Genomic DNA, 26071 nt, shown 5'->3' with positions numbered 1-26071 from the left:
TCGTTCCCAGATGAAAATTCCCTCAGCCGAATTCGTCGCCCCCAAGGACGACAACCCCCGCCTGCAGAACCTGTGCGGGCCGCTTGACGAGAACCTGCGCCAGATCGAGCAGGCGCTCGACGTCACCATCCTGCGCCGCGGCCACCGCATGACGGTGCGAGGCACCTACGCGCGCGACGCTGCCGCCGCGCTGGAGCGCTTCTATAACCAGGCCCGCACAGCGCTGTCGATCGACGACGTGCAGCTCGGCCTGGTCGAAGCGCGCCAGGTCGCCGCGCACGGCGCCTATGTGCCGGACGGCGCCGGCGCCGCCGAGGCCGACGCCTTCGAGGACGAATCGCCCGTACTGCACACGCGCCGCACGGGCCTGCACGGGCGCACGCCAATGCAGCGCGACTACCTGCGCAATGTGCTCTCGCATGACCTCACGCTGGGCATCGGCCCGGCCGGCACCGGCAAGACCTACCTGGCCGTGGCGTGCGCGGTGGACGCCCTGGAACGCGACTCGGTCAAGCGCATCGTGCTGACGCGCCCGGCGGTGGAAGCCGGCGAGCGCCTGGGCTTCCTGCCCGGCGACCTGGCGCAGAAGATCGACCCCTACCTGCGCCCGCTGTACGACGCCCTGTACGATCTGCTCGGCTTCGACCGCACGCAGAAGATGTTCGAGCGCCAGATGATCGAGATCGCGCCGCTGGCCTATATGCGCGGGCGCACGCTGAACCACGCCTTCATCATCCTGGACGAAGCGCAGAACACCACGCCCGAGCAGATGAAGATGTTCCTGACCCGGATCGGCTTCGGCTCCAAGGCGGTGATCACCGGCGACACCACCCAGATCGACCTGCCGCGCGGCCAGAAGAGCGGCCTGGTGGAAGCGCAGCACGTGCTGCGCGAGGTGCGCGGCGTGGCCATGACCCGCTTTACCAGCCTCGACGTGGTGCGCCATCCGCTGGTGGCCCGCATCGTCGATGCCTATGACGAATATCACGCTCAACACCGAGACGCTTAACTGAACGCAACATCGTGAACGCAAACTCCTCCCCCGCCAGCCTGATCCTGTTCGACGCCGACGGCCGCGCGCGCAAGACCCAGGCGCACGCCGTGCGCGTGCAGCTGCCTGACGGCCGCAGCATCACCGTGGACCTCTCGCAAGCCGCCGACGGCGTGCTCGCGCTGCTGGCCGAGCACACCGACGACCGCCAGCAGGCCGGCCTGCTGGTGCGCCCGGACAACCACGACGCGCTATCCGTGGCCGTCACCGCCACGCCCGTGGTCACCACCACCGGCACCCCGGCCACGCCGCCGTCGCTGGAACTCGCGCTGCAGTACGGCGAAGCTGTCAAGGGACGGCGCGGCCTGCCGACGCAGCGCAAGGTGCAGACCTGGGCCAAGTCGGCGCTGTACGCCGATGCCACGCTGACCATCCGCTTTGTCGGCGAGGAAGAAGGCCGCGGCCTGAACCGCAGCTACCGGGGCAAGGATTACGCGACCAATGTCCTGACGTTTGCCTATGCCGAGCATGAGTCCGATCCGGTCAGCGGCGATATCGTGCTGTGCTGCCCGGTGGTGGAGCAGGAAGCGCGCGAGCAGAAGAAGCCGCTTGAGGCGCACTATGCGCATCTGATCGTGCACGGCGTGCTGCATGCACAGGGCTATGAGCACGAAGAGGACGCCGAGGCTGAGGAAATGGAAGCAATCGAGACGGAAACGCTGCAAGCCCTGGGCTTCGCGGACCCGTACCTGGCCGACGGCAACGTCAAAAACAAAGTCTAGAAGACAGGTGTAGCCGTGATTCCCGCCCCCAAGGCGGGAATCACCCACCCGCGATGCGAAGCGAGCCGTCAAGGTGTACCAGGCCGTATGGGGCGCCTCGTCGGCAGGCAAAAAGAGCGGAAAAGAGGGGGCCATGTTTGAGCATCGCCTTAAGGCGATGTGAGTTTGGCCCCCGGCCGCTCTTTTTGTCTGCCGACGAGGGGGGGTCGCCCCATCCGGCGCGCCTTTTTTGCCTACTTTTTTGGCAAGACAAAAAAGTAGGTCGCCGCCCCGCAGGGGTGGTGAAACTGCAGTTGCTTTTGACCTTGAAGTTAAGCAGTTGAAGCTGAAGTCGCAGTTTCAAACGCCGCCAAAAAACTCCGCCCCAACACCTCCCGTCACAGATCCCAAACCCTTTTAGTGTATCCTTCAAGCGATATCCACCTCGCGCTCGCCGCGCCATGAACGACCCTTACCCCAGTTCGAAGTCAGCCGACCGTCCCCGATCCCTGCTCGAACGGCTCTCGGATTTCATCTCTCCCGAGCCCGATACCCGCGCTGAATTGCTCGAGGTGCTTCAGGATGCGCATGCGCGCAACCTGATCGACGCCGACTCCCTCTCCATGATCGAGGGCGTGTTCCAGGTTTCCGAACTCACCGCGCGCGACATCATGGTGCCGCGCGGCCAGATGGACACCGTCAATATCGCCGACGCGCCGGAGAGCTTCATCCCCTTCATGCGGCAGACGGCGCACTCGCGCTTTCCTGTCTACGAAGGCAGCCGCGACAACATCATCGGCATCCTGCTGGCCAAGGACCTCTTGCGGTACTACACCGACGAGGAGTTCGACCTGCGCGAGACCCTGCGCCCGGCTGTATTCATCCCCGAGTCCAAGCGCCTCAATATCCTGTTGCGCGACTTCCGCATCAACCGCAACCACATCGCGATGGTGGTGGACGAGTATGGCGGCGTCGCCGGCCTGGTCACCATCGAGGACGTGCTGGAACAGATCGTGGGCGACATCGAGGACGAGTTCGACCTTGACGAGGACCATGACAAGATCGTGCAACTGCCCGATGGCGGCTGGCGCGTGCATGGCCTGACCGAGATCGAGCAGTTCAACGAAACCTTCGGCACGCACTTCTCCGATCACGACGTCGACACCGTGGGCGGCTTGCTGAGCAACCACCTCGGCCACGTGCCGCATCGCGGCGAAGTGGTGATACTGCCCCCGATGCGCTTCGAAGTCCTGCGCGCCGACGCCCGCCAGGCTCACCTGCTGCTGGTGCGCCGCGAGGCCCCGCTCAACCCGCCCGAAGTGGACGGCGCATGAAGCGCCTGCTCCAGGCATGGCCCGGCGCCGCCAGCGCCGGGCGCGACAACGCGCGCGGCGTGAGCCTGCCCCGACTGCTGCTGGCCGCCGTCCTGGGCGTCGCCCATACCCAGGCCTACGCGCCCCATACCTGGTGGTGGCTGCAATTGCTGTCGCTGGCTGGGCTGGTGGCGCTGGTCGCTGACGCGCCCCGCACCCGCGGCGCGGCCGCGACCGGCTACGCCTTTGGCCTGGGCTGGTTCCTTTCCGGCGTGTGGTGGCTCTATATCAGCATGCACGTCTATGGCGAGATGCCGGCCTGGATGGCGCTGCTTGCCGTGCTGCTGCTTGCCGGCTTCATCGCGCTCTTTCCGGCGCTGGCCGCCGCCGCATGGCACTGGCTGATGGCGCGCACGGCCTCCCTGACGCTGCTGGCGCCGCTCGCCTTCGGCGCGGCCTGGGGGCTGTCCGAATGGCTGCGCGGCGTGATGTTCACCGGCTTTCCCTGGCTGTCGAGCGGCTACGCCCATACCGATGGCCCGCTGGCCGGCTTCGCGCCGCTGATCGGGGTCTACGGCATCGGCGCGCTGGCGGCCACGGTGGCTGCATTGCTGGTGGCAGCGGTGCGCGGCTTCGGCAGCGCCGGCCCGGGCGGCAAGCGCACCGGCGCGCTCGCCCTGGCGGGAGCCGTGGCGCTGCCGCTGGGCGGCGCCGCGCTGGTGCCGGTCGCCTGGACTACCCCGGCCGGCAAGCCCATTGCCGTGCGGCTGCTGCAGGGCAATGTGGCACAGGACATCAAGTTCGAACCGGCCGGCGTGCAGCGCTCCATCGAGCTATACCGCGACCTGATCACCGCCGCCCCGGCCGATCTCGTGGTCACGCCCGAGACCGCCTTCCCGGTGATCCTGCAGGACCTGCCCGTCGATATTGCCATCGCGGTGCGCGACTTCACCGTGGCCAGCGGCACCTCCGTGCTGTTTGGCGCCGCCGGCGCCGATTCGCCGGTCGATTTCACCAACAGCGTCTTCGGCCTGGGTCCGCTGACCGAACGGCTGTATCGCTACAACAAGCACCACTTGGTACCGTTCGGCGAGTTCATTCCCTTGGGTTTCCACTGGTTCGTGGACATGATGAAGATGCCGCTCGGGGACTTCCGCCGCGGCGGACTGGACCAGGCGCCGCTGCCGGTGCGCGGCATCATGGTGGCACCTAATATCTGCTACGAGGATCTGTTCGGCGAGGAAATCGCCGAGACGCTGCGCAGCCAGCCGGTGCCGGCCAATATCCTGGTCAATGTGACCAACCTGGCCTGGTTCGGCGACACCATTGCGCTGGACCAGCATCTGCAGATCTCGCGCATGCGCGCGCTCGAAATGCGCCGGCCGATGCTGCGTTCGACCAATACCGGGATGACTGCCGTGGTGACGCCGGACGGCGTGGTGGCCGCACGCTTGCCGGCCTTCACGGTCGGCACGCTCACCGCCAATGTGCAGGGCACACAGGGGTTCACCCCTTATGTGCGCTGGGGAAATAGTCCGGCGCTGGCAGCCTGCCTGCTGGTGCTGGCCCTGGCGGCCTGGCGCCGCCGCCAGCATCGCTGACGGCGGCCGGGCCGGCAGACAGGCCAGCAGGCGCGTCAGGCTGCCACGCCAGCCACTGCCGACAGCAAGGCGACGGCTATCATCACTGCGATGGCGACGAGATAAGGCTTCCGAGAAAGTAGCGACATGACCGGTGTCCCCCTGATGAATTGATTCGGACGGTTGCGGCTGTTATGCACAACTCTACTTAATACTGTATACAAAAACACTAACGGCCAGTATCCGGTAGAGCTTTAGCGGGCTTCGGTGTTTACCCGATTCGTTGCAAAACGCCGACACCACATGCCAGCCCCGCTGGCGGGATTGGATGCCGTGACTCATGCAAGGGTCGTGCCGATGGCGGGCAGCCCGAAAAAAACCGATAGAATTCGGGGTTTGGCACGATCTTCGTGAGGCGCCGTGGCAACTTTGCCGCCCGGCGCCCGCCCTTGCTTGCTTGCTGGCCTGTGTGCAGGCCCTTACTAGTCTTCGCTTATGCTGACCTTCCAACAAATGATCCTCACCCTGCAGGCCTACTGGGACCGGCAGGGCTGCGCACTCTTGCAACCCATCGATCTGGAGGTCGGCGCCGGCACCTCGCACGTGCATACCTTCCTGCGCGCGATCGGGCCGGAGCCTTGGCGCGCCGCCTATGTGCAGCCGTCGCGCCGCCCCAAGGACGGGCGCTATGGCGAGAACCCCAACCGCCTGCAGCACTATTACCAGTACCAGGTCGTGCTCAAGCCCGCGCCCGAGAACATCCTCGAGCTATACCTCGGCTCGCTGGAAGCGCTGGGCCTGGACCTGAAGCAGAACGACATCCGCTTCGTCGAGGACGACTGGGAAAATCCCACGCTGGGCGCATGGGGCCTGGGCTGGGAAGTCTGGCTCAACGGCATGGAAGTGACGCAGTTCACCTATTTCCAGCAAGTGGGCGGCATCGACTGCAAGCCCATCACCGGCGAGATCACCTACGGCATCGAGCGCCTGGCGATGTACCTGCAGAAAGTCGAGAACATCTATGACCTGGTGTGGACCGAGTGGGAAGAAAACGGCAAGACGCGCCGCCTGACCTATGGCGACGTCTATCACCAGAACGAAGTGGAGCAATCCACCTACAATTTCGAGCAAAGCAACACCGAGATCCTGTTCCGCCACTTCGCCGAACACGAAGCGGAAGCCAAGCGCCTGATGGGTGCCGCCGAGGCGAAGCAGGACGCCGGGCAGGCCGCGCCGGCCGATGCCGCCAGGCGCCTGCCGCTGCCCGCCTACGAGCAACTGCTCAAGGCCGCCCACACCTTCAACCTGCTGGACGCACGCGGCGCGATCTCGGTCACCGAGCGCGCGGCCTATATCGGCCGCATCCGCAACCTGTCGCGGCTGGTGGCCCAGGCCTACTACGACTCGCGCGAGTCGCTCGGCTTTCCGATGTGCGAACGCGAGGCCGCCGCATGACCCGCGCAGCGCGCAGCGCGCTGCGCGGATGCGCTGCCCTGGCGATGCTGGCCCTGGGAGCGTCCGGCGCCGCCCAGGCCTCGGCGCCCGTGCCGAGCCCGCAGGCGCTGTACCTGCCGGCCGACCTGTCCAATATCTGCGAAGCCAATCCGCAGGCACTGCAGCAGGCCATCGACCGGCACTGGCACGGCGCCTTCGGCCCGAACAACTCGCTGGACCAGTGGACCCAGCTGGTGCGCACGTTCTCGTGCGACCTGTCGGGCTCCAAGGATCTGGGCTGGCACCGCGTGCCGCTGCGCGCCTATGAAAGCGCGATCCGTTACCCGCTCACGTGGACCGAGACCGAGACGGTGAACGGCCGTGTGCGCCGCCAGATCAAGACGTACTACTCGGCCGCGCAGCTGCCGCCCAAGATCGATTTCTGGGTAAGTGGCCGCATCGACGAGATCCGCTACGACAAGCGCCTGCGCCGGCTCGATGCCCGCTTCTTCGCACCGCGTCCCGCCCCCGGCACCCGCGGCAGCAGCGCAAGCAGCGGCGGCAGCACGGACAGCCAGTGCGTAGCGACCACGCTGCAATTCCGCCAGCAAAACGGCCTGTGGCTGTTGTCCGGCGTAGAACCTACTATTGCACCGCGCTGCTAAGGCGCAGCGCGTGCCACAACTTGTTGGAAACGATTCATGTCGCAAACCCTGACCGATTCGAACGATACGCTGCTGATCGAGCTGTTCACCGAAGAGCTGCCGCCCAAGGCGCTGGCGCGCCTGGGCGACGCCTTCGCGCAGGGCCTGTTCGCCGGCCTGTCCGAGCGTGGCCTGCTGGATGACGGCGCCGCCGTCACCTCTTTCGCCACGCCGCGCCGGCTGGCCGCGCAGGTCACCGGGGTGCGCCGCAGCGCGCCCGACCGCGAGCAGCGCGAAAAAGTGCTGCCGCTGACGGTGGCGCTGGACGCCAACGGCGAGCCGACGGCGCCGCTGGCCAAGAAGCTGGCGGCGCTGGCCAAATCGGTGGGCGTCGAAGCGATCGACTGGCAAACCCTGGAGCGCGCCTCCGACGGCAAGGCCGATGCCTTCTTCTACCGCTACACCGCGCGCGGCGCCGAACTGGTTGCGGGCCTGCAGGCGGCACTGGACGACACCATCGCCAGGCTGCCCATCCCCAAGGTGATGAGCTACCAGCGTCCGGACGGCAGTACCGTGCATTTCGTGCGCCCCGCGCACCGTCTGGTGGCCCTTCTCGGCACCGAAGTGGTGCCGGTCAGTGCATTGGGGCTCCAGGCAGGCAGGACCACCCAGGGCCACCGTTTCCTGTCCGGCGGCGAGATCGAGATTGCCCGGGCCGGCGACTATGCCGCCGTGCTGGAATCGCAAGGCCGCGTGCTGGCCAGCTACACCGAGCGCCGTGAACGCATTCGCAACGCGCTGCTGGAGCAGGCCGGCGCGGACCAGGTCGTCATGCCCGATGCCCTGCTCGACGAAGTCAATTCGCTGGTGGAATGGCCGGTGGTCTATCCTTGCCATTTCGAGGAGGTCTTCCTCGAAGTGCCGCAGGAATGCCTGATCCTGACCATGCAGACCAACCAGAAGTACTTCGCGCTGACCGATGCAGAAGGCCACCTGCGCAACCGCTTCCTGGTGGTTTCCAACCTGGCCACGGACACGCCGGAGTCCATCATCAGCGGCAATGAGCGCGTGGTGCGCCCGCGCCTGGCCGACGCCAAGTTCTTCTTCGACCAGGACCGCAAGAAGAGCCTGGCCTCGCGCGTGCCGCAACTGGCCAATGTGGTCTACCACAACAAGATCGGCTCGCAGCTCGACCGCGTGCAGCGCCTGCAGCAGATCGCCGGCCACATCGCCGACGCGATGGGCGCCGCCGGCATTGCCGTGGAAAAAGCGGCCGCCATGCGCGGCGCCGAACTGGCCAAGGCCGACCTGCTGACCGACATGGTCGGCGAGTTCCCGGAGCTGCAGGGCACCATGGGCACGTACTACGCGCGTCACGACGACGAAGCCGAATCCGTGGCGCTGGCCTGCTCCGAGCACTATCGCCCGCGTTTTGCCGGCGACGCCCTGCCCGCCGGCCCTGTGAGCCTGGCTGTCGCGCTGGCCGACAAACTGGAGACGCTGGTCGGCATCTGGGGCATCGGCCTGTCGCCCACCGGCGAGAAGGATCCGTTCGCACTGCGGCGCCACGCGCTCGGCATCCTGCGCATGCTGGTCGAGACGCCGCTGCCGCTGTCGATCGACGCACTGCTGGTACTCACCCAGCAGGCTTTCGCCGGCATCGCCGCGGTCAAGCCCGCGCAAGCCGCGATCGCCGACTTCCTGTACGACCGCCTGCGCGGCTACCTGAAGGACAAGGGCTACACCACCAATGAGGTGGAAGCCGTGGTAAGCCTGCGCCCGCAGCGCCTGGACGACATCCTGGCCCGCCTGGAAGCGGTGCGCACCTTTGCCGCGCTGCCCGAGGCCGAAGCGCTGGCCGCGGCCAACAAGCGCATCACCAATATCCTGCGCAAGAACACCGACCCCATTGGCACGGTGCAGCCGGCACTGCTGCAGGAAGCCGCAGAGAGCGCGCTGCACAAGGCGGTGGAAAGCGTGCGCCCGCAGGTGGACGCCGCCTTCGCCAACGGCGACTTCGCCACCGCGCTGCGCGACCTCGCGCAACTGCGCGCGGCGGTCGACCAGTTCTTCACCGACGTCATGGTGATGGCCGAAGACGCGCAACTGCGTGCCAACCGGCTGGCGCTGCTGGCCTCGTTGCACGTGCTGGCCAATCGCGTGGCCGACATCTCCAAGCTGGCCGCCTGAGCGGCCGGGCACCATAACGGGAGGCCATCATGCCGCAGACACCGCCCAAGCTTGTCGTGCTCGATCGCGACGGGGTCGTCAACCTCGACAGCGACCAGTTCATCAAGACGCCGGACGAATGGATCCCCATCGATGGCAGCCTGGAAGCGATCGCCGCGCTCAATCAGGCCGGCTATCGCGTGGTGATCGCCAGCAACCAGTCCGGTATCGGCCGTGGCCTGTTCGAGATGAGCGCGCTCAACGCCATGCACGAGAAAATGCACAAGGCGCTGGCCAATCTCGGCGGACGCGTCGACGCGGTCTTCTTCTGCCCGCATACGGCGGCGGACGGCTGCGATTGCCGCAAGCCCAAGGCCGGGATGCTTGAGCAACTGGCCGAACGCTTTGGCGTAGAGCTCAAGGGCGTGCCGCTGGTAGGCGACTCGCTGCGCGATCTCGAGGCGGGGCTGGCGGTGGGTTGCGCCCCGCACCTGGTGCTGACCGGCAAAGGCGCCAAGACCGAGAAAAAGGGCGGCCTGCCGCCCGGCACGCTGATCCACGACGACCTGCGCGCTTTCGCGCGCTGGCTGCTCACCGGCGATGGCGCTCCGCGCCAGGCCGGTTCCTGAACCCAATTCCCGCACCGATGATTTTTCTCCGCTCCCTGCTGTTCGCGTTGTTCCTTCTGATAGTGACGCCGCCCTATGCCTGCGCGTGCTTCATCGTCTTTCCCTTCATGAACGCCGACCGCCGCTACCGCTTCGTGCGCGGCTGGCCGCGCCTGGTAACCGCCGCGGCCGCCGTGATATGCGGCATTCGCTACCGCTACGAAGGCCGCGAGCATTTCGACGGCATGCTCGACAAGCCGGTCGTGGTGCTGTCCAAGCACCAGTCGGCGTGGGAGACGGTGGCTTACCTGGCCACGCTGCCCAAGCCGATGTGCTTCGTGTTCAAGCGCGAACTGCTGCTGGTGCCCTTCTTCGGCTGGGCGCTGGGCATGCTCAAGATGGTGCATATCAACCGCAAGGAAGGCACGCGCGCCTTCGCCTCGGCCGTGCGGCAGGGCCGGGAGCGGCTGTCCGAAGGCGCCTGGATCATCATGTTCCCGGAAGGCACGCGCACGCCGTCCGGCCTGGAGAGGACCCGCTACAAGAGCGGCGGCGCCCGCCTCGCGGTGGAAACCGGCGCGTGGGTGATTCCGATGGCCGTCAACTCCGGGCGACTGTGGCCGCGCAACTCGTTCCTGAAATATCCCGGGATGATCACGGTCTCCGTCGGCGCGCCGATTTCCTCGGCCAACAAGACCGCGGACCAGGTCAACCAAGAGGTCGAGGCGTGGATCGAACGAGATATGCGTAGAATCGATGCCGAGAGCTACCGGAGCAAAACGCCCGCATGAAATTGCTGCGCCCGTCCCCCGATGCCCCCGGCTCCCAGATGGAGCTGCCGCTGTCAGACGCGCTGGCCGGCGCCGACATGGCACCGGGTATGGCACCGGGGCTTACGCCGGCGCAACCTGTCCCGCCAGCCTCGCAACCGTGGCCGCAGCCGCAGCCCAATGCGCGGCGGCTGCTGGTGGGCGAACACAGCGTGCACTACACGCTCAAGCGCTCGTCGCGCCGTACCATCGGTTTCACCGTGGACGACCGCGGCCTGTCCATCACGGCGCCGCGTTGGGTGACGCTGGCCGACATCGAGTCCGCCATCTTCGAAAAACAGCGCTGGATCTTCAACAAACTGGGCGAATGGCAGCATCGCGAAGCCCGGCGCGTGCTGCCCACCGTGCAATGGCGCGAAGGCGCGAGCCTGCCCTTCCTGGGCAAGCCCATCACGCTGCAACTCGAATCGCCCACCGGCGTACTGGTGTTCGACGCCGACACCCGCATTCTTCATCTTGCGCTGCCTGTGCATGCCGATGAACAGCAGATCAAGGATCGCGTGCAGGGGTGGCTTCAGCACCAGGCCAAGCGGCTGCTGGCGCAGCGGCTCGATATCTACGCCGAGAAACTCGGCGTGCGGCACAGCGCGTTTTCGCTGACATCGGCCGCGACGCGCTGGGGCAGTTGCACCGCCGACGGCAAGATCCGGATGAACTGGCGGCTGATGCATTTTCCGCTGTCGATGATCGACTACGTGGCGGCGCATGAGCTGGCGCATCTCAAGGAGATGAACCATAGCCCCAGGTTCTGGGATACGGTGGCATCGATCTTTCCGGAATTCCGGGATGCCCGGGCGCAATTGAGGGCGCATCCGCCGGAATTGCTGCCGACGTTCTGAGGCCAGCGTCCTGGCCTGGCACTCCGCCAGGCGAGCGGCACGGTGCAGGCGCAGCCCTGCAATGCGAGGATCAGGCCCTTGATTTAAAACGGAAAAATGGCGATCCGCGCTAGTGGCATACCCGCCTTGCGCATCCCGTTTAGAATATCCGCCCCATTCAAGAAAAATCATATCTCTCCCAAAATGCGACTCCTCCACACCATGCTCCGCGTCGGCGACCTGCAACGCTCGATCGACTTCTACACCCGCATCCTCGGCATGCAACTGCTGCGCGAAAGCGACAACACCGAATACAAGTACCGCCTCGCCTTCGTCGGCTATGGCCCGGAATCCGAAACGGCCGTGCTTGAGCTGACCTATAACTACGGCGTCGACAAGTACGAAATGGGCACCGCCTATGGCCATATCGCGCTGGAGACCGACAACGCGGTGGCCACCTGCGAGCGCATCCGCGCCGCCGGCGGCAATGTCGTGCGCGAGGCCGGCCCGGTCAAGGGCGGCACCACGGTGATCGCCTTCGTCGAAGACCCGGACGGCTACAAGATCGAACTGATCGAGCGCAATTCCACGCGCGACGCCAGCCGCCCCTGAAGTGAGCGCCCAACCGCTCACCCGGCGCCCGCTCGACGGCATGGCCATCACCCTGATGGTCGTGCTATGCCTGGCATGGGGGCTGCAGCAAGTGGTGATCAAAGTGACAGCGCCATTGATGGGCGCGGTGCTCCAGGCTGGCGTGCGCTCAGCGTTGGCGGCTTTGCTGGTGTTCGGCTTCGCCGCCTGGCGCCGCACGCCGCTGTGGCAGCGCGACGGCACGCTGGGCGCGGGATTGTTGGCCGGCCTGTTGTTCGGCGCTGAGTTTTTCTGCATCTTCGTTGGCCTTGGCCACACCACCGCTTCGCGCATGGCGGTGTTCCTCTATACCGCGCCGATCTTCACCGCGCTCGGCCTGCACATGACCGTCGCCGGGGAACGGCTTCGGCGCGGGCAGTGGATAGGCGTGGGGCTGGCCTTCTGCGGCATGGCGCTGGCTTTTGCCGATGGCATCGCCGCGCCTGCCGCGCATGGCGGCAGCACGCTGCTGGGCGATGCGCTGGGCATCCTTGCCGGACTCCTGTGGGCAGCCACCACGGTGGTGGTACGTGCCAGCCGTCTGGCATCGGCGCCGGCCAGCAAGACGCTGCTCTATCAACTGGCCGTGTCGGCGGTGATGCTGCTGGCCATGGCGCTTGCCGCCGGCCAGCACCTGCACGCGCGCGTTGACGGCCTGGTGCTGGCAAGCCTGTTCTACCAGTCGGTGCTAATTGCCTTTGCCAGCTACCTGGCGTGGTTCTGGTTGCTGCGCCAATATCTGGCGTCGCGGTTATCGGTGTTTTCGTTCCTCACGCCGCTGTTCGGCGTGGCATTCGGCGTGGTATTGATGCACGATACCGTGGGCATGCGGTTTGCCGTGGCGGCGGTGCTGGTGCTGGCCGGCATCGTGCTGGTCAACCGGCGGGCCTGAGCGAACGCGCCCGGCTTACCGTAAAAGATGCAAAAGAGCCGGCATGTGCCGGCTCTTTTACTACTCCCGCTCGGATGCGCCAGGGCTAGAAGCTGAACATGCCGAGCGCCTCGCGCACTTCGTCCAGCGTCGCCTGGGTAACGACACGGGCCTGCTCCGTGCCGTGCTTCAGGATATCGAACACGTGCTGCGGATCCTTTGCCAGTGCCTCGCGGCGCTCGCGGATCGGCGCCAGCAGTGCCTGCAGCACGCCCTCCAGCCGGCGCTTGAGCACCATATCGCCCAGTCCGCCGCGCCGATAGTGTTCCTTCAGTTCGGCCACTTCATCGACCGCCTCGTCGAACGCATCGAGGTAGGTGAACACCATATTACCCTCGACCTGCCCCGGATCCGACACCTTGAGGTGGTTAGGATCGGTGTACATGCGCATGACCGCTTCCTTGATCTGCTCAGGCGTGGCCGCGAGCGGGATCGCATTGCCTTGCGACTTGCTCATCTTGGCCTTGCCGTCGACGCCGGGCAGGCGGCCGAAGCGCGGGATCAGCGCGGCGGCTTCGGGCAGGACCTCGCGGCCAACCTGGTGGTTGATGCGGCGCACGATCTCGTTGGTCTGCTCGATCAGCGGCGCCTGGTCCTCGCCCACCGGCACCACCTGGGCCTTGAAGCCGGTGATGTCGGCCGCTTGCGAGGCCGGGTAGCACAGGAAGCCAGCAGGGATATCGCGTCCGAAGCCGCGTGCCTGGATCTCTTCCTTGATGGTGGGATTGCGCTCCAGCCGGGCCACCGTGACGAAGTTCAGGTACATCAGGGTGAGTTCGGCCAGCGCCGGCAGGTGCGATTGCACCGTGATGGTGGTCTTGGCCGGGTCGATGCCGACCGCCAGGTAGTCGAGCGCCACCTCCAGCACGTTGCGCCGCACCTTTTCCGGATCGTGCGCGTTGTCGGTCATGGCCTGGGTGTCGGCCAGCAGCAGATATTGCTTGTGGGTGTCCTGCAGCGCCACGCGGCTCTTGAGCGAGCCAACGTAGTGGCCAAGGTGAAGCTGGCCGGTGGGGCGGTCGCCGGTGAGGATGACCTTGCGCTGGGGCGCCTGCGTTTCGCTAGTCATGGCATTTCCTTCGGTAAGAGAAGCGCCGCGGGCACCGGTCAGCGGGGGCACAGGCCTGCCGACCGGGCTGCGGCGGCTAGAGTCGGGATCGGGGGATGACGACGTGCCGCTGCCTTCAGCAGCGCCACCTATGGGGCATGGGCGCACGCATCATCAGGGTGTGGCCTCGAGTTGCCGTGCCAGTCCAACGTATTCAGCGACGGGGACTTCCTCCGCGCGCCGGGCCAGGTCGAAGCCAAGCGCGTCGAAATCGACCTGGTCGCGCAGCATCGACAGCGTATTGCGCAGGACCTTGCGCCGCTGGGAGAAAGCCGCGGCCACCACATCGCCCAGCACCGTCAGGTTGCAGGCGGGATAAGGCGAGCGCAACAGGCCGTCGGCTTGCCGCGGCCAGGGAATCATGCGCACCACGGCGGAGTCGACCTTGGGCGGCGGATTGAACGACGCCGGCGGCACGTCGAGCACATGCTCCATGTGATAGCGCACCTGGAGCATGATCGACAGCCGCCCGAAGGCCTTGCTGCCGGGCACGGCCACCATGCGCTCGACCACTTCCTTTTGCAGCATGAAGTGCTGGTCGCGCACCTGGTCGGCGAACTCGGCCAGATGGAACAGCAGCGGGCTGGAGATGTTGTACGGCAGGTTGCCGACGATGCGCAGCGGCCTGCCGGCTTCGCACAGCTTGCCGAAATCGAAGGCCAGCGCATCGCCCGCATGGATCACCAGGCGATCGCCGTAGCGGCGCCGCAGGCGCTCCACCAGGTCGCGGTCGAGCTCGACCACCTGCATCTGCGGCAGGCGCTCCAGCAGCGGCTGGGTCAGCGCGCCGAGACCGGGGCCGATCTCGACCAGGATATCGCCATGCTGCGGGTCGATGGCACTGACGATGCCGTGAATGATGCCGTCATCGACCAGGAAGTTCTGTCCGAATCGTTTGCGGGCCACATGGCCCTGGTGTACGTTGGAACGCATAGTTAGGTCTCGCTCGGGCGTCAGCGTGTTGCCGCCAGCGGCGCGCCGCGCGGCCGGCCGTTGGCGTGGCCGGCCATGGCGATGGCGCTGCGGATCGCCTCGATCATGCTGCCGTGCTCTGCCCGGCCACTCGCGGCCAGGTCGAGCGCAGTGCCATGGTCGACCGATGTGCGGATAAAAGGCAAGCCCAGCGTGATATTCACGCCGTGGCCGAAGGTACCGTACTTGAGCGGCGCCAGGCCCTGGTCGTGGTACATCGCCAGCACGCAGTCGGCCCCGTCGAGGTGGCGGGGCTGGAACAGCGTGTCGGCGGGGTATGGGCCGCGTGCGTCGATGCCCGCGTCGACGGCGTGGGCCAGCGCGGGGATGATCACGTCGATCTCCTCATGGCCCATGTGGCCGCTTTCGCCGGCGTGGGGGTTCAGGCCTGTCACCAGGATGCGCGGGCGGACAATGCCGAAATGGCGGCGCAGGTCGGCGTCGACGATGGTCAGCGTCTCCACCAGCATGGCCACCGTCAGCGCATCGGGCACCGCGCGCAATGGCAGGTGGGTGGTGGCCAGCGCCACTCGCAGCATCGCGTTGGCATGCGCGGGCTGCGGGCCGGCCAGCATCATCACCACGCGCGGCACGCCGGCGCGTTCGGCAAGGTATTCCGTGTGGCCGGTGAAGGGCACGCCGCCATCGTTGATGGTGCTCTTCTGCACCGGCGCTGTCACCATGCCGGCATAGCGCGGCGTGCCGTGCGCGCCACCGGTGCAGCCGTCGATGGCAGCATCGAGCAAGGCCAGCACGTAGGCCCCGTTGCGCGCATCGAGCCGGCCGGCTTCGCACGGCACGTCCAGTGCGATGTCTTCGCTCACCACGCTGCCGTCCGCCAGCCTGCGCGCCCAGGCCTGCGCCACGCCCAGCGCCGCGGCGCGCGCAGCCAGCAGGCGCGCGTCGCCCAGCACGTGAAAGCGCACTTGCGGATGCTCGCCCGCAAGTTGCAGCAAGGCACCCACGGTGATGTCGGGACCGATGCCGGCGGGTTCCCCGGTGGTGATGGCTAGCGCGAGCGGCTCTGACATGGCGGCGATGCTTTCTGTTTAGCGTGTTTAGCGCTGGCGGTTAACGCGGTATTCCACGTAGGCGGCCTGGCGCAACTGGCGCTGCCAGTCTTCATAGGCCGCGCGCAGCTTCTGCTCGCGTACCTCGGCGCGGGCGAAATCGCGCTGCTTCTCCGGCGAAACTTCGGTCTCGCGCCGATTGACCACCAGGATCAGGTGGACACCAAACTGGCTGACCACGGGTTCAGACACCTCGCCCGGGCGCAGCCGGTTCATGGCCTGCTCGAACTCCGGCACCAGTTCGCCCGGCGATACCCAGCCGAGATCGCCGCCGTTCGACGCCGATCCGTCCTGGGAGAATCGCTTGGCCGCTTCGCCAAAGTCTCCGCCGTGGGTAATGCGGTCCCGCACCGTGACCAGCTGGCGGCGCGCTTCGGCCTCCGGCATGTTGGGGCCGGTGCGGATCAGGATATGGCGTACCTGGGTCTGGGTAATCTTGTCGGCGGCGGCCGGGCTCGACGATGCCGCCGGCGCGGCGCGCTTGGCCAGCAGCTTGAGCACGTGGAAGCCATTGGCGCTCTCGATCACTTGCGGCGCCACGCCACCGACCTGCAGGTCAAGCACGGCATTGGCGAACAGCGCCGGCAGCCGGCCGATCTCGCGGAAGCCGAGCGAGCCGCCCTTGGCGGCCTCGGGCGCATCGGATGCCTGCGCCAGCCCGGCGAAATCCGCGCCACCCTGGGCCTGCTTGAGCAGCCCTTCGGCCTTGGCGCGCAAGGCTGCCTTCTGCGCCTCCGAGGCATCTTCCGGCACGCGCACCAGGATCTGGGCCACGTTGTATTCGGTGGGGCCGGCGGCGGCCGTTCCCTGTCCGCCATTCGCCGCGAGATAGTTGTCGATTTCGCCGTCGTAGACCTGGATCTTGGAATCCACCTCGCGCTCGCGCAGGCGGATCACCTGCACCTGCTTGCGCAACTCGTCCCGGTACTTGGTCCAGGTCATCCCGCTGCGCTCGACCTGGCTGCGCAGGTCGGTCACGTTCATTTTATTCTGCTGCGCCACGGACTCGATGGCGCGGTCGACTTCCTGGTCTGTCACCTTGATGCCGGCTTCCTGCGCGGCCTGCGTCTGCACGCGCTCCATCACCAGGCGCTCCAGCACCTCGCCCAGCAGGTCGGCACGCGCCGGCACCGGCCGGTTGGCCTGGCGCAACTGCGATTCGATATCGTCGGCGCGGTCCAGCAGTTCACGCCGGGTAATCACGCTGCTGTTGACGATCGCCACCACTTCGTCCACCAGTTGCGAGCGCTGGGCGCTCGTGCCAGGCTGCGATACGCCCAGGCGCGGCTGGCTGGGCGAAGCGGCGGCGCTGCCGCCGGCCTGGGGCATGAAAATGCCGGTGGCCTTCTGCCCGGGCGCCTTCAGCTGCGCCGCAGCGGGCAGCGCGAAAGCGGCCAGCAGCGCGGTCAGCAAAAGGCTTTGCCAGCCGGTCAGGCGGGACGACAAGGAGGAGATCGCGGTGAATTCTTGACGTTTCATCATGGTCCGTCATTCATAGTGGTCGAGCTGGGATGGGATCACAGGCCTGGCGACGACGGGCTCATAACCCGGCACGTTCAGCCGCAGCACATCCAGCGGATTGGAGCCGATCTTGGACAACCCGCGGAACTCCACCTGGAAGAAGATGCGTCCGGTGTAGCCCTGCGTGGTGTTGCGGAAGCGCTGGTAGACGACACGTCCCACCCAGCAATCCGCGGCGTATTCGAAGCCGGCCAGCGCATCGACCAGCTGGTTCGCGTCCAGGTCGAACGCTACCCGGCCTATGCCATAGGTGCGCTGGGTCACCGGCCACTGGCTCGAAATCTCGAACTGGTCAATGGCGGTATTGTCCGTCACCGAGGTCGGGCGGCGGTAGCGATAGCCGACATTCAGCGTCTTGCGCGCCTCGGGCCGCCACGAGAAAGCGAGATTCGAATAGATCACCCGATCGCTCGAGGGGTTGTACTGCAGCCCGGCATCGAGGTAGTAACCCTTGAACATCTGGATCGTGGTGGAGGCCAGCAGATCGGAATAAGCCGTCTGGCCGGCAGGGTCGGTGCCGTTGAGCTGCACGCGCTGGCCGGTAATGTCATAGCGCTGGGCAATCGTGCCGCGGAAGCGCTCGATCCCGCTGCTGGCTTCGATCAGGCGCGTGGTCACGCCCGCCGTCACTTTGTTGTTATCGGCGATGCGGTCATAGCCGGTGAACGGGTTCTCGCTGAAAATCTGGCCGTAGCCAAAGTCGGACTGTACCGTATCGAACAGCGGGAACTGGCTCTGGTCGCGGAATGGCGTGTAAACATAGAACAGGCGTGGCTCGAGCGTCTGCACGTAATTGACGCCAAACAGCCGGCTCACGCTCGGCGCGTCGCGCTCGAAGGTCATGCCCGAGTCCAGGCTCACGGTCGGCAATGTCCGGGTCAGCGTATTCGGCGCACCGGGCGTGTTGCTGGACGGCTCCATCTGGTACTGGGAGGCACTGAATGTCACCTTGGGCGTGACGAACCAGCCCGGCCGGACGATCGGGTAGCTGATCGAGGGCTGGAAATAGACCCGCTCGCCCTGGGGCTGCTGCGTGCCGGTCGTACTCAGCGGAATGCGAAAGCGCGTGTAATCGGTATCCACCTGCACATCGAAACCGCCCAGGTCGTAGCGAATGTACTTCGCATTGAGCTGCGGCACGCGTTCGTACGAGGGCTGGCTCGGTGCCAGCGTCTGGAACTTCTGCACCCGCGCCAATACGGTCAGATCCTGCCAGTTGTAACTGACGCCGCCTTCCTGCGTGTACTGGCGCAGGGTTGCCTGCGTTACCGAGCGGGTCAGGTCGTCGGGGTACTGGTCGTCCGATACCTTGTTCAGGTTGACGTACGCGTTCAGGCCCTTGGCGATGTTCTGGTAGTGCTGGACCGAGTATGCCCAGCGGTTGGTCTTGGTCTTCTGGTCGTCCGGCAGGAATTCGCCGCGGATGCGTCCCGAATAGCCCTCGCCGATATAGCGGTAATCGGAGCCCAGCTGCACCCCGCGGGAAGTCAACACACGCGGGAATATTGTCAGGTCGCGGTTGGGCGCGATATTGAAGTAGTACGGAACCGTGAGGTCCGCGCCGGATTTGGAGCCATATCCGAACAGCGGCGGAAGCACGCCGCTGCGGCGCTCGCTGTTCAAGGGGAAACTGAACACCGGCGCCCCCAGGATCGGCACGTCGAAGAAGCGCAGCACGCCGCCGTAGGCGGTGCCGACCTGGCGGTCGCTGTCGATATCGAGCTCGCGGGCACTGAAATACCAGTCCGCATTGTCGGGCGAACAAGTCGTATAGGTGGCGCGCTTGATCGTGCTGAGATTCTTGTCGATGAAATCGATGCGCTCAGCCTTGCCCGAGCCGCCGGTCTGCTGGAAATAGTAGTCCGGCGACAGCATGTAGCCTTCGTTGGCCTCCACCTTCAACCGGGCTTCCGGCCCGACCGCGAGCGAGCCGTCGCGCGAAATACGGGCGTTGCCGTGGACGAAAGCCTCGTCGCTGTCCTGGTCGTAAGTGAGCTTGTCGCCCTTGACCACGCCGCCCGCGCGGCGCAGCTCTGCGTTGCCTTCGAGCTCCACGCCGCGCTGGTTATAGCCGGTCATGCGGTCGCCCGAGGCAAAGGTGGGCGGATTGTCGTCCGGCTCGGCGGGCCTGGTCTTGGCGTTGCCCGGTTCGGCCAGGCGCGGCACCAGCTCGCCGGATACCGGCGGGGTTTCGGGCACCTGTTCGGCGACGGGCTCGGCCACCGGCAGGTCGGGGATGGCGGAACTCACGGCCTGCGCGTGAACGCCTACCGACCAGCCGGCCATGGCCAACACGAGCGGGCGCAATGCGCTTCCGGGGCGTCGCGCCAATGTCTTGCTTGCCTTCTGGTTCGGTGATCGTCGTTGTTCGGTCATGCGAGCGGGTCATGAGTCAGAGCGGCGGCGGCGGCACAGCAGCCGCCAGCCGCCGCCGGAGCAGGCTGTCGGGCCATGGACGGCCCGCCTGGGAGCCGCCCCGGGGCCCGGGTCTGGTCGGGTATTATACGGGGCATCCTATTCTCCCTTTCCGGCATGGCAGCTCATCCACTCGACCCGCGTCTCGACCAGCTCAAAGTCTGGGTGTCCGGACTCGGTCCATCCTGGCCAGTCAACCCCGATTCCTGCATCCCGGCATCCGCCGATGCCAGCTTCCGGCGTTACTTCCGTGCCACCACCAGCCACCCAGAATATCCCACCGTCATCGTGATGGATGCGCCTCCCGCGCAGGAGGACTGCCGGCCCTTCATCCATGTGGCGGAATTGTTCGGCGCAGCCGGCGTGACCGTGCCCAGGGTACTGGCGCAGGATCTCGAGCAAGGATTCCTGCTGCTGAGCGACCTCGGAAACACCACTTACCTGTCCCGCCTGGACGCTGGCAGCGCGCGCCAGCTGTATGACGATGCATCCGCTTCGCTGGTGAAAATCCAGCTCGCGACCCGGCCCGGCGCCCTGCCCGCCTACGACCGCGCCCTGCTGCAGCGCGAACTCGACCTGTTCCCGCAGTGGTATGTAGCCCGGCAACTCGGCGTCACGCTGACGCCCGACCAGGAAGCCGGCCTGGCCGAAGTGATGCAGACGCTCCTGGCCAACAACCTGGCGCAGCCGCAGGTTTATGTCCACCGCGACTATCACTCGCGCAACCTGATGGTGCTGGACGGCGGGGCCAACCCCGGCATCCTGGATTTCCAGGACGCGGTGATCGGCCCCATCACCTACGACGCGGTCTCGCTGTGGCGCGATGCCTACATCGAATGGGACGAGCAGGAGCAGCTTGACTGGCTGATCCGCTACTGGGAGCGCGCGCGCAAGGCCGGGCTGCCGGTAGCCGCCGATTTTGGCGAGTTCTACCGGGATTTCGAGTGGATGGGCCTGCAGCGCCACCTCAAGGTACTCGGCATTTTTGCCCGCCTGTACCACCGCGACGGCAAGGACGGCTACCTGGCCAACCTGCCGCTGGTGCTGAAGTACGCCCGCCAAGTGGCCGGCCGCTACATCGAACTGCGCAAGCTGGTACGCCTGTTCGACGCGCTCGACGACGTCGAGCGCCCGGTCGGCTATACGTTCTGATATCCCGCAGTGACGCATGTGACGCCCATCACGCCCGGTAGCGAACCTCCGCCTACCCTCACCCGCCGGGGCGAATGGTGGGCGGGCGTGCGCGCGCTGGCGCCCATGCTGCTCGGCGTGGCGCCGTTCGGCCTGATTTATGGCGTGCTGGCAGTCAACGCCGGCATGCCCGCATGGCTGGCCTGCGCCATGAGCGCGATCGTATTCGGCGGCGCCTCGCAGATGATTCTGACGCAGTTGTGGGCGGCGGGCACGCCGGCCGTGCTGATCGCCGTGACCGTGGCCATGGTCAACCTGCGCCATGCGCTGTACTCGGCCACACTGGCTCCCGCGCTGGCGCACCTGCCGGGCCGCTGGAAGGCGCTGATCGCCTACCTGCTGACCGACGAGGCTTTCGCCGCCATGACGCGGCGCCTGTCCGACGACGACGCGCACAAGCGCTACCGCCACTGGTTCTTCTTTGGCGCGGGCTTCGCGCTGTGGGCCAGCTGGCAGGTCTCGACGCTGGCGGGCGTGCTGGTCGGCGCCCAGGTCCCGCGCGACTGGCCGCTCGATTTCTTCCTGCCGCTCACCTTCATCGCCATCATCGTGCCGGGCATCAAGCACCGCTCCCACGCCGCCGCGGCGCTGGTGGCGACGGCGCTGGCCGTGGCCTGTTTCGGCATGCCGCACAAACTTGGCCTGATGGTGGCGGCACTCGGCGGCATTGCCGCCGGCATGCTGCTGCTGGGCAAGGACCGCGGGCAGCCCAAGCCGGCCTCCACGGAGCCCGCAGCGTGAGCCAGATGACCTTGTTGCTGGTGTTCCTCGGTGCCGGCCTCGCCACTTTCCTGATCCGTCTGTCGTTCATCGCCGTGGAAGGCCGCGTGCGGCTGCCGCCGTGGTTCCGCACCGCGCTGCAGTTCGTGCCGGCCGCCATGCTGTCCGCGCTGATTGCGCCCGACCTGCTGATGCGCGGCGGCCAGGTCGATATCGGCCCCGGCAATGCGCGCCTGGTGGCCGGCCTGGTGGCCACCGTCATTGCAGCGAGAACACGCAGCATCGGCTGGACCATCGCCGGCGGCATGGCCACCCTGACCGCGATGACGTACCTGCTGAACCACGCGCTGAAATAAGCGCCGGAGACCGTGCATTGAAAGCCATGATTTTTGCAGCCGGGCGCGGCGAGCGCATGCGCCCGCTCACCGATACCTGCCCCAAGCCGCTGCTGGCGGTCGGCGGCAAGCCGTTGATCGTCTGGAAGATCGAGGCGCTGGCGCGTGCCGGCTTCAAGGACATCGTGATCAATCACGCCTGGCTTGGCGGGCAGATCGAACAAGCGCTCGGCGACGGCAGCCGGTTCGGCGTGCGCCTGGCCTACTCGGCCGAGTCCAGCGCGCTGGAAACCGCCGGCGGCATTGCCCAGGCGCTGCCGCTGCTGTCGGCCGCGCCCGCGCGCGGGGAGATCTTCCTGGCCGTATCCGGCGACATCTTCACCGACTTCGACTTCCGCGCCCTGCTGCCCCGCGCGCTTGCCATGGCCGGCGCGCCCGAGCCACGCATGCACCTGGTGATGGTGCCCAATCCGCCGTTCCATCCGGGCGGCGATTTCGCGCTGGGCGCGGATGGCGTGCTGTTGCCCGCGCCAACGCCGGCAACTCCGGCCCTGACCTTCGGCAATATCGGCCTGTACGACACCAGGCTGTTCATCGCCATCGAGCCGGGGCAGAAAGTTGCCATGACGCCCTATTACCGCGCGGCGGTGGCCGCCGGCCTGGCCAGCGGGGAGCGCTTCGACGGCATCTGGGAAAACGTTGGTACGCCGGCCCAGCTGGCGGCCCTGGATGCCCAGGTACAAGCCCGGCGCGGCGCGGCCGCCGCGCCCCTGCACTGACCAGCCTGCCAGGCCAAGTACCGCCGCCGGCAATCCGGCGGCGGTAGAATCTGCCCTATTCCCCATCCACGTGGCCCCATACATGTCCGCACCCGACTCCGCCCTCCTTCTCGCCTGTCGCGACCGGCGCGCCCGCGTGCTGCAGCAACTGCGCGCCGCCGGCGGCGGCGTGGCGATCCTGCCCACCGCGCCGGAAGCCATGCGCAACCGCGACAGCGACTACCCCTATCGCCACGACAGCTATTTCTATTACCTGACCGGCTTCACCGAGCCCGAGGCGGTGCTGGTGCTGGTGGCACAGGCATCCGGCGCCGAGTGCAGCATTTTGTTCTGCCGCCCCAAGCACGAGGAACGCGAGATCTGGGATGGCTTCCGCTATGGCCCGGAAGGCGCGCAGGCCGCCTTCGGCTTCGACGAAGCCCATTCGGTCGAGGAAATCGATGCGCTGCTGCCACCGCTGCTGGCCAACCACGCTGTGGTGGCTTACCCGCTGGCCTCCAATACCCGCACCGACATGCAGGTACGCCGCTGGCTGGAAACGGTACGCATGCAAGGACGCGCCGGCGTAACGGCGCCGTCGACGGCGATCGACATCCGCACCATCCTCGACGAGATGCGCCTGTTCAAGGACGCTGGCGAGATAGCCACCATGCGCCGCGCCGCCGAGATCTCGGCGCAGGCCCATGTGCGCGCCATGCGCACGTCGCGCCAGGGGCTGCGCGAGTACCACCTGGAAGCCGAGCTGCTGTATGAGTTCCGCCGCCACGGCGCGCAGAGCGTCGCCTACAACTCGATCGTCGCCGCCGGACCCAATGCCTGCGTGCTGCACTACCGCGCCGGCCCCGCGGAACTGCGCGACGGCGAACTGTGCCTGATCGACGCGGGCTGCGAGTTCGATGGCTACGCCTCCGACATCACCCGCACCTTCCCCGTCTCCGGCCGCTTCTCGCCGGCCCAGCGCGAGCTGTATGACCTGGTTGTGGCCGCGCAGGAAGCGGCCATTGCCGAGACCCGCGCCGGCGTGCCCTACAACGTGCCGCACGACGCCGCCACGCGCGTGCTGGCCCAGGGCATGCTCGATACCGGCCTGCTCGACCGCAACCGCTGCGGCAGCATCGACGATGTGCTGGCCAACGGCAGCTACCGCCAGTTCTACATGCACCGCACCGGCCACTGGCTCGGCATGGACGTGCATGACGTGGGCGAGTACCGCGTGCCCGGCGCCGCGCCGGCCGAGGGCGAGCGCCCCTGGCGCCCGCTGGAGCCCGGCATGGTGCTGACGGTGGAGCCCGGCATTTACGTGCGCCCGGCACCTGATGTGCCGGAGCGCTTCTGGCATATCGGCATCCGCATCGAGGACGATGCCGTGGTGACCCATGGCGCCTGCGAGCTGATGACGCGCGGCGCCCCGGTCAAGGCTGACGAGATTGAAGCTCTGATGCGCGACGCGGGAGGTGCACGATGATTGGCTGGCTACGCAAGGTACTTCCGGTAGGCAATCGCGCGGAAACCAGCCGCGCGTCCTCCTATGATCCCGCGCAACCGTTCGTGGTCAATCTCTACGATGACCGCGTGGTGGTGCATCGCCCCGACGGCCAGCGCGAAGAGCTTGAGTGGGACGCGATCGAACGCGTAGTGGTGCGGGTCTCGAACCGTGAACCGTGGGCTGGCCCAGCCTGGCTGATCCTGGTCGGCGACCCGGCCGCCGACGGCACGCCCCGGGGCTGCGTGGTGCCGCTCAATGCGGTCAATCACGCGGCGCTGGTGGAACGCCTGCAGGCCTTCCCCGGTTTCAGCCAGCAGAAGCTGGACAACGCCTTGCGCGATGCCGCAGCGGGCAAGCACCGCACGGATGCCAACTGCTGGAAGCGCGGCGCGCAGGCCGTGGAGGCCCGTTCGGACAACGTGGACAACGCGGGCAACGCGGGCAACGACAGTCACCCGGCCGCCCAACCTGACAGCGCGCATGAGTCCGGCAAGCACTGAACGCACCCCCGGCGCGGACCTCGCGGATATCGCCATCGTCGGCGCGGGGCCGGTAGGCCTCGCGCTGGCATGCCTGCTGCTGCGCAGGAGCCCGTGGCGCCTGACGCTGATCGACGCCGCCACCCCGGCGCGCGCGGCGCGCGACCCGCGCGCCATTGCGCTGTCCTATGGCAGCCGCCAGTTGCTGGAGCAGATCGGCGCCTGGCCCCGGGCGGTCACGCCGATCGAGCATATCCACGTATCGCAACGCGGGCGCTTTGGCCACGTCAAGCTGCACCGGGACGACTACGATGTTCCCGCTCTCGGTTACGTGGTGCGCTACGGCGATCTGTGCGAATCACTTGAACGCGCGCTGGGCCAGGCGATCCATGCCGCCCCCGGCACCGACGGCGAGCGCCTGGCGCGAGCCTACGACACGCGCATCGATCACCTGGAGCAGCGCTCCCCGCATGCCGGCGCAGACCGCATTGCAAACGAAAGCGGCGGGCTGGTACACCTGAGCGGCCATACGCATGACCGCCAGCCCGTCGTCTTTAACGCGCGCCTGACTGTGCAAGCCGAAGGCGGGCTGTTCCACCAGCAGTCCACCCGCGGCATCCAGGGTCAAAAATACCGGCGCGACTATGGCCAGACCGCGATCGTTGCCCATGTGGCGTGCTCGCGCCCGCAGCCGGGCTGGGCCTGGGAACGCTTCACCGAGGAAGGGCCGCTGGCCCTGCTGCCACACGAGGAGCACGGCACGCCCGGCTACGCCCTGGTCTGGTGCTGTCCGCCGGAGCAGGCGGCGCACCGCCTGGCATTGCCCGAGGCCGAGTTCCTCGCCGAGCTGGAGCAAGCCTTCGGCCCGCGCATGGGCCGCTTCACCGGCATCGGCAAGCGGCACGCCTTCCCGCTCGGGCTGAATGCCGCGCCAGTCACCGTGCAGGGCCGCATCGTCGCGGTCGGCAATGCGGCGCAGACACTCCATCCCGTCGCCGGCCAGGGCCTCAACCTGGGCCTGCGCGACGCCTTTGCCCTGGCTGGCGCCCTGCGCGCCGACTGCGGACCCCAGGCCTTGCTGGCGTTTGCGGCGCAACAAAAGCGGGATCGCGCCATCACCATCGGCGTAACCGACCTGCTGCCCCGCCTGTTCGGCGTCTCCTACCCGCTTGCCGCCCACGCGCGCGGCGCGTCGCTGGCGGCGCTTGCCTGCCTGGGCCCGCTGAAAGACGCGCTGGCGCGCCAGATGATGTACGGCACGCGCCGCTAGTGGCGGCGCCGGCACC

At 67.0% G+C, this 26071-nt stretch carries 24 protein-coding genes; 19 read left to right on the top strand and 5 right to left on the bottom strand.

Annotated elements, in window-relative coordinates; translation table 11 throughout:
- Nucleotides 1-10 precede the first annotated feature (10 nt).
- From ACZY0R_RS18390 to ACZY0R_RS18335, 12 genes are all read left to right on the top strand, one after another.
- On the top strand, nucleotides 11-1009 hold the full coding sequence (locus tag ACZY0R_RS18390; RefSeq protein ID WP_045237881.1) for a PhoH family protein: 999 nt from the start codon (nucleotides 11-13) through the stop codon (nucleotides 1007-1009).
- Nucleotides 1010-1023: 14 nt separating this feature from the next.
- Nucleotides 1024-1773, top strand: a complete 750-nt coding sequence (gene ybeY, locus ACZY0R_RS18385) for an rRNA maturation RNase YbeY (protein ID WP_488860168.1) — start codon at nucleotides 1024-1026, stop codon at nucleotides 1771-1773.
- Nucleotides 1774-2213: 440 nt separating this feature from the next.
- Nucleotides 2214-3086 carry a CorC family transporter gene (locus ACZY0R_RS18380; RefSeq protein ID WP_035868036.1) on the top strand — a complete coding sequence of 291 codons (873 nt, stop codon included), beginning with the start codon at nucleotides 2214-2216 and terminating at the stop codon, nucleotides 3084-3086.
- Nucleotides 3083-4666, top strand: coding sequence for an apolipoprotein N-acyltransferase (gene lnt / locus ACZY0R_RS18375; protein WP_488860165.1), 1584 nt, complete (start codon nucleotides 3083-3085; stop codon nucleotides 4664-4666). The genes ACZY0R_RS18380 and lnt overlap by 4 nt, the downstream gene beginning before the upstream one ends.
- 474 nt (nucleotides 4667-5140) lie before the next feature.
- Complete coding sequence (gene glyQ / locus ACZY0R_RS18370; RefSeq protein WP_488860163.1) at nucleotides 5141-6100, top strand: glycine--tRNA ligase subunit alpha; 960 nt, start codon at nucleotides 5141-5143, stop codon at nucleotides 6098-6100.
- Entirely contained in the window at nucleotides 6097-6744 is a 648-nt protein-coding gene (locus tag ACZY0R_RS18365; protein WP_045237877.1) for a hypothetical protein, read from the top strand. The genes glyQ and ACZY0R_RS18365 overlap by 4 nt, the downstream gene beginning before the upstream one ends.
- 36 nt (nucleotides 6745-6780) lie before the next feature.
- On the top strand, nucleotides 6781-8913 hold the full coding sequence (glyS, locus tag ACZY0R_RS18360) for a glycine--tRNA ligase subunit beta (protein ID WP_488860161.1): 2133 nt from the start codon (nucleotides 6781-6783) through the stop codon (nucleotides 8911-8913).
- 29 nt (nucleotides 8914-8942) lie between these two features.
- Nucleotides 8943-9521 (top strand): D-glycero-beta-D-manno-heptose 1,7-bisphosphate 7-phosphatase, encoded by a 579-nt coding sequence (gmhB, locus tag ACZY0R_RS18355; RefSeq protein ID WP_488860159.1) that lies wholly within the window; start codon nucleotides 8943-8945, stop codon nucleotides 9519-9521.
- A 17-nt stretch (nucleotides 9522-9538) separates the two neighbouring features.
- Nucleotides 9539-10291 (top strand): lysophospholipid acyltransferase family protein, encoded by a 753-nt coding sequence (locus ACZY0R_RS18350; RefSeq protein ID WP_045237874.1) that lies wholly within the window; start codon nucleotides 9539-9541, stop codon nucleotides 10289-10291.
- Nucleotides 10288-11169 carry a M48 family metallopeptidase gene (locus ACZY0R_RS18345; protein ID WP_488860157.1) on the top strand — a complete coding sequence of 294 codons (882 nt, stop codon included), beginning with the start codon at nucleotides 10288-10290 and terminating at the stop codon, nucleotides 11167-11169. Before ACZY0R_RS18350 ends, ACZY0R_RS18345 begins: the two co-directional genes overlap by 4 nt.
- 183 nt (nucleotides 11170-11352) lie before the next feature.
- Nucleotides 11353-11760 carry a lactoylglutathione lyase gene (gene gloA / locus ACZY0R_RS18340; RefSeq protein ID WP_477120154.1) on the top strand — a complete coding sequence of 136 codons (408 nt, stop codon included), beginning with the start codon at nucleotides 11353-11355 and terminating at the stop codon, nucleotides 11758-11760.
- A 40-nt stretch (nucleotides 11761-11800) separates the two neighbouring features.
- On the top strand, nucleotides 11801-12670 hold the full coding sequence (locus tag ACZY0R_RS18335) for a DMT family transporter (protein WP_488866024.1): 870 nt from the start codon (nucleotides 11801-11803) through the stop codon (nucleotides 12668-12670).
- An 85-nt stretch (nucleotides 12671-12755) separates the two neighbouring features.
- On the opposite strand, the gene trpS is transcribed toward ACZY0R_RS18335, so the two are convergent.
- The 5 genes from trpS to ACZY0R_RS18310 form a co-directional block, all read right to left on the bottom strand.
- On the bottom strand, nucleotides 12756-13778 hold the full coding sequence (trpS, locus tag ACZY0R_RS18330) for a tryptophan--tRNA ligase (RefSeq protein WP_045237870.1): 1023 nt from the start codon (nucleotides 13776-13778) through the stop codon (nucleotides 12756-12758).
- Nucleotides 13779-13931: 153 nt separating this feature from the next.
- Nucleotides 13932-14750, bottom strand: coding sequence for a 16S rRNA (adenine(1518)-N(6)/adenine(1519)-N(6))-dimethyltransferase RsmA (gene rsmA, locus ACZY0R_RS18325; protein WP_488860154.1), 819 nt, complete (start codon nucleotides 14748-14750; stop codon nucleotides 13932-13934).
- 20 nt (nucleotides 14751-14770) lie between these two features.
- Complete coding sequence (pdxA, locus tag ACZY0R_RS18320) at nucleotides 14771-15820, bottom strand: 4-hydroxythreonine-4-phosphate dehydrogenase PdxA (RefSeq protein WP_045237868.1); 1050 nt, start codon at nucleotides 15818-15820, stop codon at nucleotides 14771-14773.
- Between the two features lie 27 nt (nucleotides 15821-15847).
- The gene (locus ACZY0R_RS18315) at nucleotides 15848-17338 is read right to left on the bottom strand and encodes a peptidylprolyl isomerase (RefSeq protein WP_488866022.1); all 1491 of its coding nucleotides are present in this window, start codon (nucleotides 17336-17338) and stop codon (nucleotides 15848-15850) included.
- A gap of 9 nt (nucleotides 17339-17347) precedes the next feature.
- Complete coding sequence (locus ACZY0R_RS18310; protein WP_488860152.1) at nucleotides 17348-19756, bottom strand: LPS-assembly protein LptD; 2409 nt, start codon at nucleotides 19754-19756, stop codon at nucleotides 17348-17350.
- A 156-nt stretch (nucleotides 19757-19912) separates the two neighbouring features.
- Here ACZY0R_RS18310 and ACZY0R_RS18305 point away from each other — a divergent pair, with 156 nt between their 5' ends.
- From ACZY0R_RS18305 to ACZY0R_RS18275, 7 genes are all read left to right on the top strand, one after another.
- The gene (locus ACZY0R_RS18305) at nucleotides 19913-20947 is read left to right on the top strand and encodes an aminoglycoside phosphotransferase family protein (RefSeq protein WP_488860150.1); all 1035 of its coding nucleotides are present in this window, start codon (nucleotides 19913-19915) and stop codon (nucleotides 20945-20947) included.
- 105 nt (nucleotides 20948-21052) lie between these two features.
- On the top strand, nucleotides 21053-21727 hold the full coding sequence (locus ACZY0R_RS18300) for an AzlC family ABC transporter permease (RefSeq protein ID WP_488866020.1): 675 nt from the start codon (nucleotides 21053-21055) through the stop codon (nucleotides 21725-21727).
- A complete protein-coding gene (locus tag ACZY0R_RS18295) occupies nucleotides 21724-22062 on the top strand; it encodes an AzlD domain-containing protein (protein ID WP_488860148.1) in 339 nt (112 codons plus the stop codon). Before ACZY0R_RS18300 ends, ACZY0R_RS18295 begins: the two co-directional genes overlap by 4 nt.
- A 17-nt stretch (nucleotides 22063-22079) precedes the next feature.
- Nucleotides 22080-22820, top strand: coding sequence for an N-acetylmuramate alpha-1-phosphate uridylyltransferase MurU (murU, locus tag ACZY0R_RS18290; RefSeq protein WP_488860146.1), 741 nt, complete (start codon nucleotides 22080-22082; stop codon nucleotides 22818-22820).
- A gap of 82 nt (nucleotides 22821-22902) precedes the next feature.
- Nucleotides 22903-24285, top strand: a complete 1383-nt coding sequence (locus tag ACZY0R_RS18285) for an aminopeptidase P N-terminal domain-containing protein (protein WP_488860144.1) — start codon at nucleotides 22903-22905, stop codon at nucleotides 24283-24285.
- Nucleotides 24282-24806 (top strand): hypothetical protein, encoded by a 525-nt coding sequence (locus ACZY0R_RS18280; RefSeq protein WP_488860142.1) that lies wholly within the window; start codon nucleotides 24282-24284, stop codon nucleotides 24804-24806. Before ACZY0R_RS18285 ends, ACZY0R_RS18280 begins: the two co-directional genes overlap by 4 nt.
- Entirely contained in the window at nucleotides 24787-26055 is a 1269-nt protein-coding gene (locus ACZY0R_RS18275) for a UbiH/UbiF/VisC/COQ6 family ubiquinone biosynthesis hydroxylase (protein ID WP_488860140.1), read from the top strand. Before ACZY0R_RS18280 ends, ACZY0R_RS18275 begins: the two co-directional genes overlap by 20 nt.
- The last annotated feature ends 16 nt before the right edge of the window (nucleotides 26056-26071 follow it).

The organism is Cupriavidus sp. F041, assembly GCF_057814235.1.
Note: the sequence above shows the minus strand (reverse complement) of the source record. Positions and strands in the feature narration are given on the sequence as shown.

What these genes read in the sequence shown, in the direction of transcription:
- lnt (WP_488860165.1), top strand. Translation starts at nt 3,083, where the DNA reads ATGAAGCGCCTGCTCCAGGCATGGCCCGGCGCCGCCAGCGCCGGGCGC.
- glyS (WP_488860161.1), top strand. Translation starts at nt 6,781, where the DNA reads ATGTCGCAAACCCTGACCGATTCGAACGATACGCTGCTGATCGAGCTG.
- ACZY0R_RS18390 (WP_045237881.1), top strand. Translation starts at nt 11, where the DNA reads ATGAAAATTCCCTCAGCCGAATTCGTCGCCCCCAAGGACGACAACCCC.
- ACZY0R_RS18310 (WP_488860152.1), bottom strand. Translation starts at nt 19,756, where the DNA reads ATGACCGAACAACGACGATCACCGAACCAGAAGGCAAGCAAGACATTG.
- trpS (WP_045237870.1), bottom strand. Translation starts at nt 13,778, where the DNA reads ATGACTAGCGAAACGCAGGCGCCCCAGCGCAAGGTCATCCTCACCGGC.
- ACZY0R_RS18335 (WP_488866024.1), top strand. Translation starts at nt 11,801, where the DNA reads ATGGCCATCACCCTGATGGTCGTGCTATGCCTGGCATGGGGGCTGCAG.
- ACZY0R_RS18275 (WP_488860140.1), top strand. Translation starts at nt 24,787, where the DNA reads ATGAGTCCGGCAAGCACTGAACGCACCCCCGGCGCGGACCTCGCGGAT.
- gloA (WP_477120154.1), top strand. Translation starts at nt 11,353, where the DNA reads ATGCGACTCCTCCACACCATGCTCCGCGTCGGCGACCTGCAACGCTCG.
- ACZY0R_RS18345 (WP_488860157.1), top strand. Translation starts at nt 10,288, where the DNA reads ATGAAATTGCTGCGCCCGTCCCCCGATGCCCCCGGCTCCCAGATGGAG.
- ACZY0R_RS18300 (WP_488866020.1), top strand. Translation starts at nt 21,053, where the DNA reads ATGCTGCTCGGCGTGGCGCCGTTCGGCCTGATTTATGGCGTGCTGGCA.
- gmhB (WP_488860159.1), top strand. Translation starts at nt 8,943, where the DNA reads ATGCCGCAGACACCGCCCAAGCTTGTCGTGCTCGATCGCGACGGGGTC.
- ACZY0R_RS18305 (WP_488860150.1), top strand. Translation starts at nt 19,913, where the DNA reads ATGGCAGCTCATCCACTCGACCCGCGTCTCGACCAGCTCAAAGTCTGG.
- ACZY0R_RS18315 (WP_488866022.1), bottom strand. Translation starts at nt 17,338, where the DNA reads ATGAAACGTCAAGAATTCACCGCGATCTCCTCCTTGTCGTCCCGCCTG.
- ACZY0R_RS18365 (WP_045237877.1), top strand. Translation starts at nt 6,097, where the DNA reads ATGACCCGCGCAGCGCGCAGCGCGCTGCGCGGATGCGCTGCCCTGGCG.
- ACZY0R_RS18350 (WP_045237874.1), top strand. Translation starts at nt 9,539, where the DNA reads ATGATTTTTCTCCGCTCCCTGCTGTTCGCGTTGTTCCTTCTGATAGTG.
- ACZY0R_RS18285 (WP_488860144.1), top strand. Translation starts at nt 22,903, where the DNA reads ATGTCCGCACCCGACTCCGCCCTCCTTCTCGCCTGTCGCGACCGGCGC.
- ACZY0R_RS18280 (WP_488860142.1), top strand. Translation starts at nt 24,282, where the DNA reads ATGATTGGCTGGCTACGCAAGGTACTTCCGGTAGGCAATCGCGCGGAA.
- ACZY0R_RS18380 (WP_035868036.1), top strand. Translation starts at nt 2,214, where the DNA reads ATGAACGACCCTTACCCCAGTTCGAAGTCAGCCGACCGTCCCCGATCC.
- rsmA (WP_488860154.1), bottom strand. Translation starts at nt 14,750, where the DNA reads ATGCGTTCCAACGTACACCAGGGCCATGTGGCCCGCAAACGATTCGGA.
- glyQ (WP_488860163.1), top strand. Translation starts at nt 5,141, where the DNA reads ATGCTGACCTTCCAACAAATGATCCTCACCCTGCAGGCCTACTGGGAC.
- pdxA (WP_045237868.1), bottom strand. Translation starts at nt 15,820, where the DNA reads ATGTCAGAGCCGCTCGCGCTAGCCATCACCACCGGGGAACCCGCCGGC.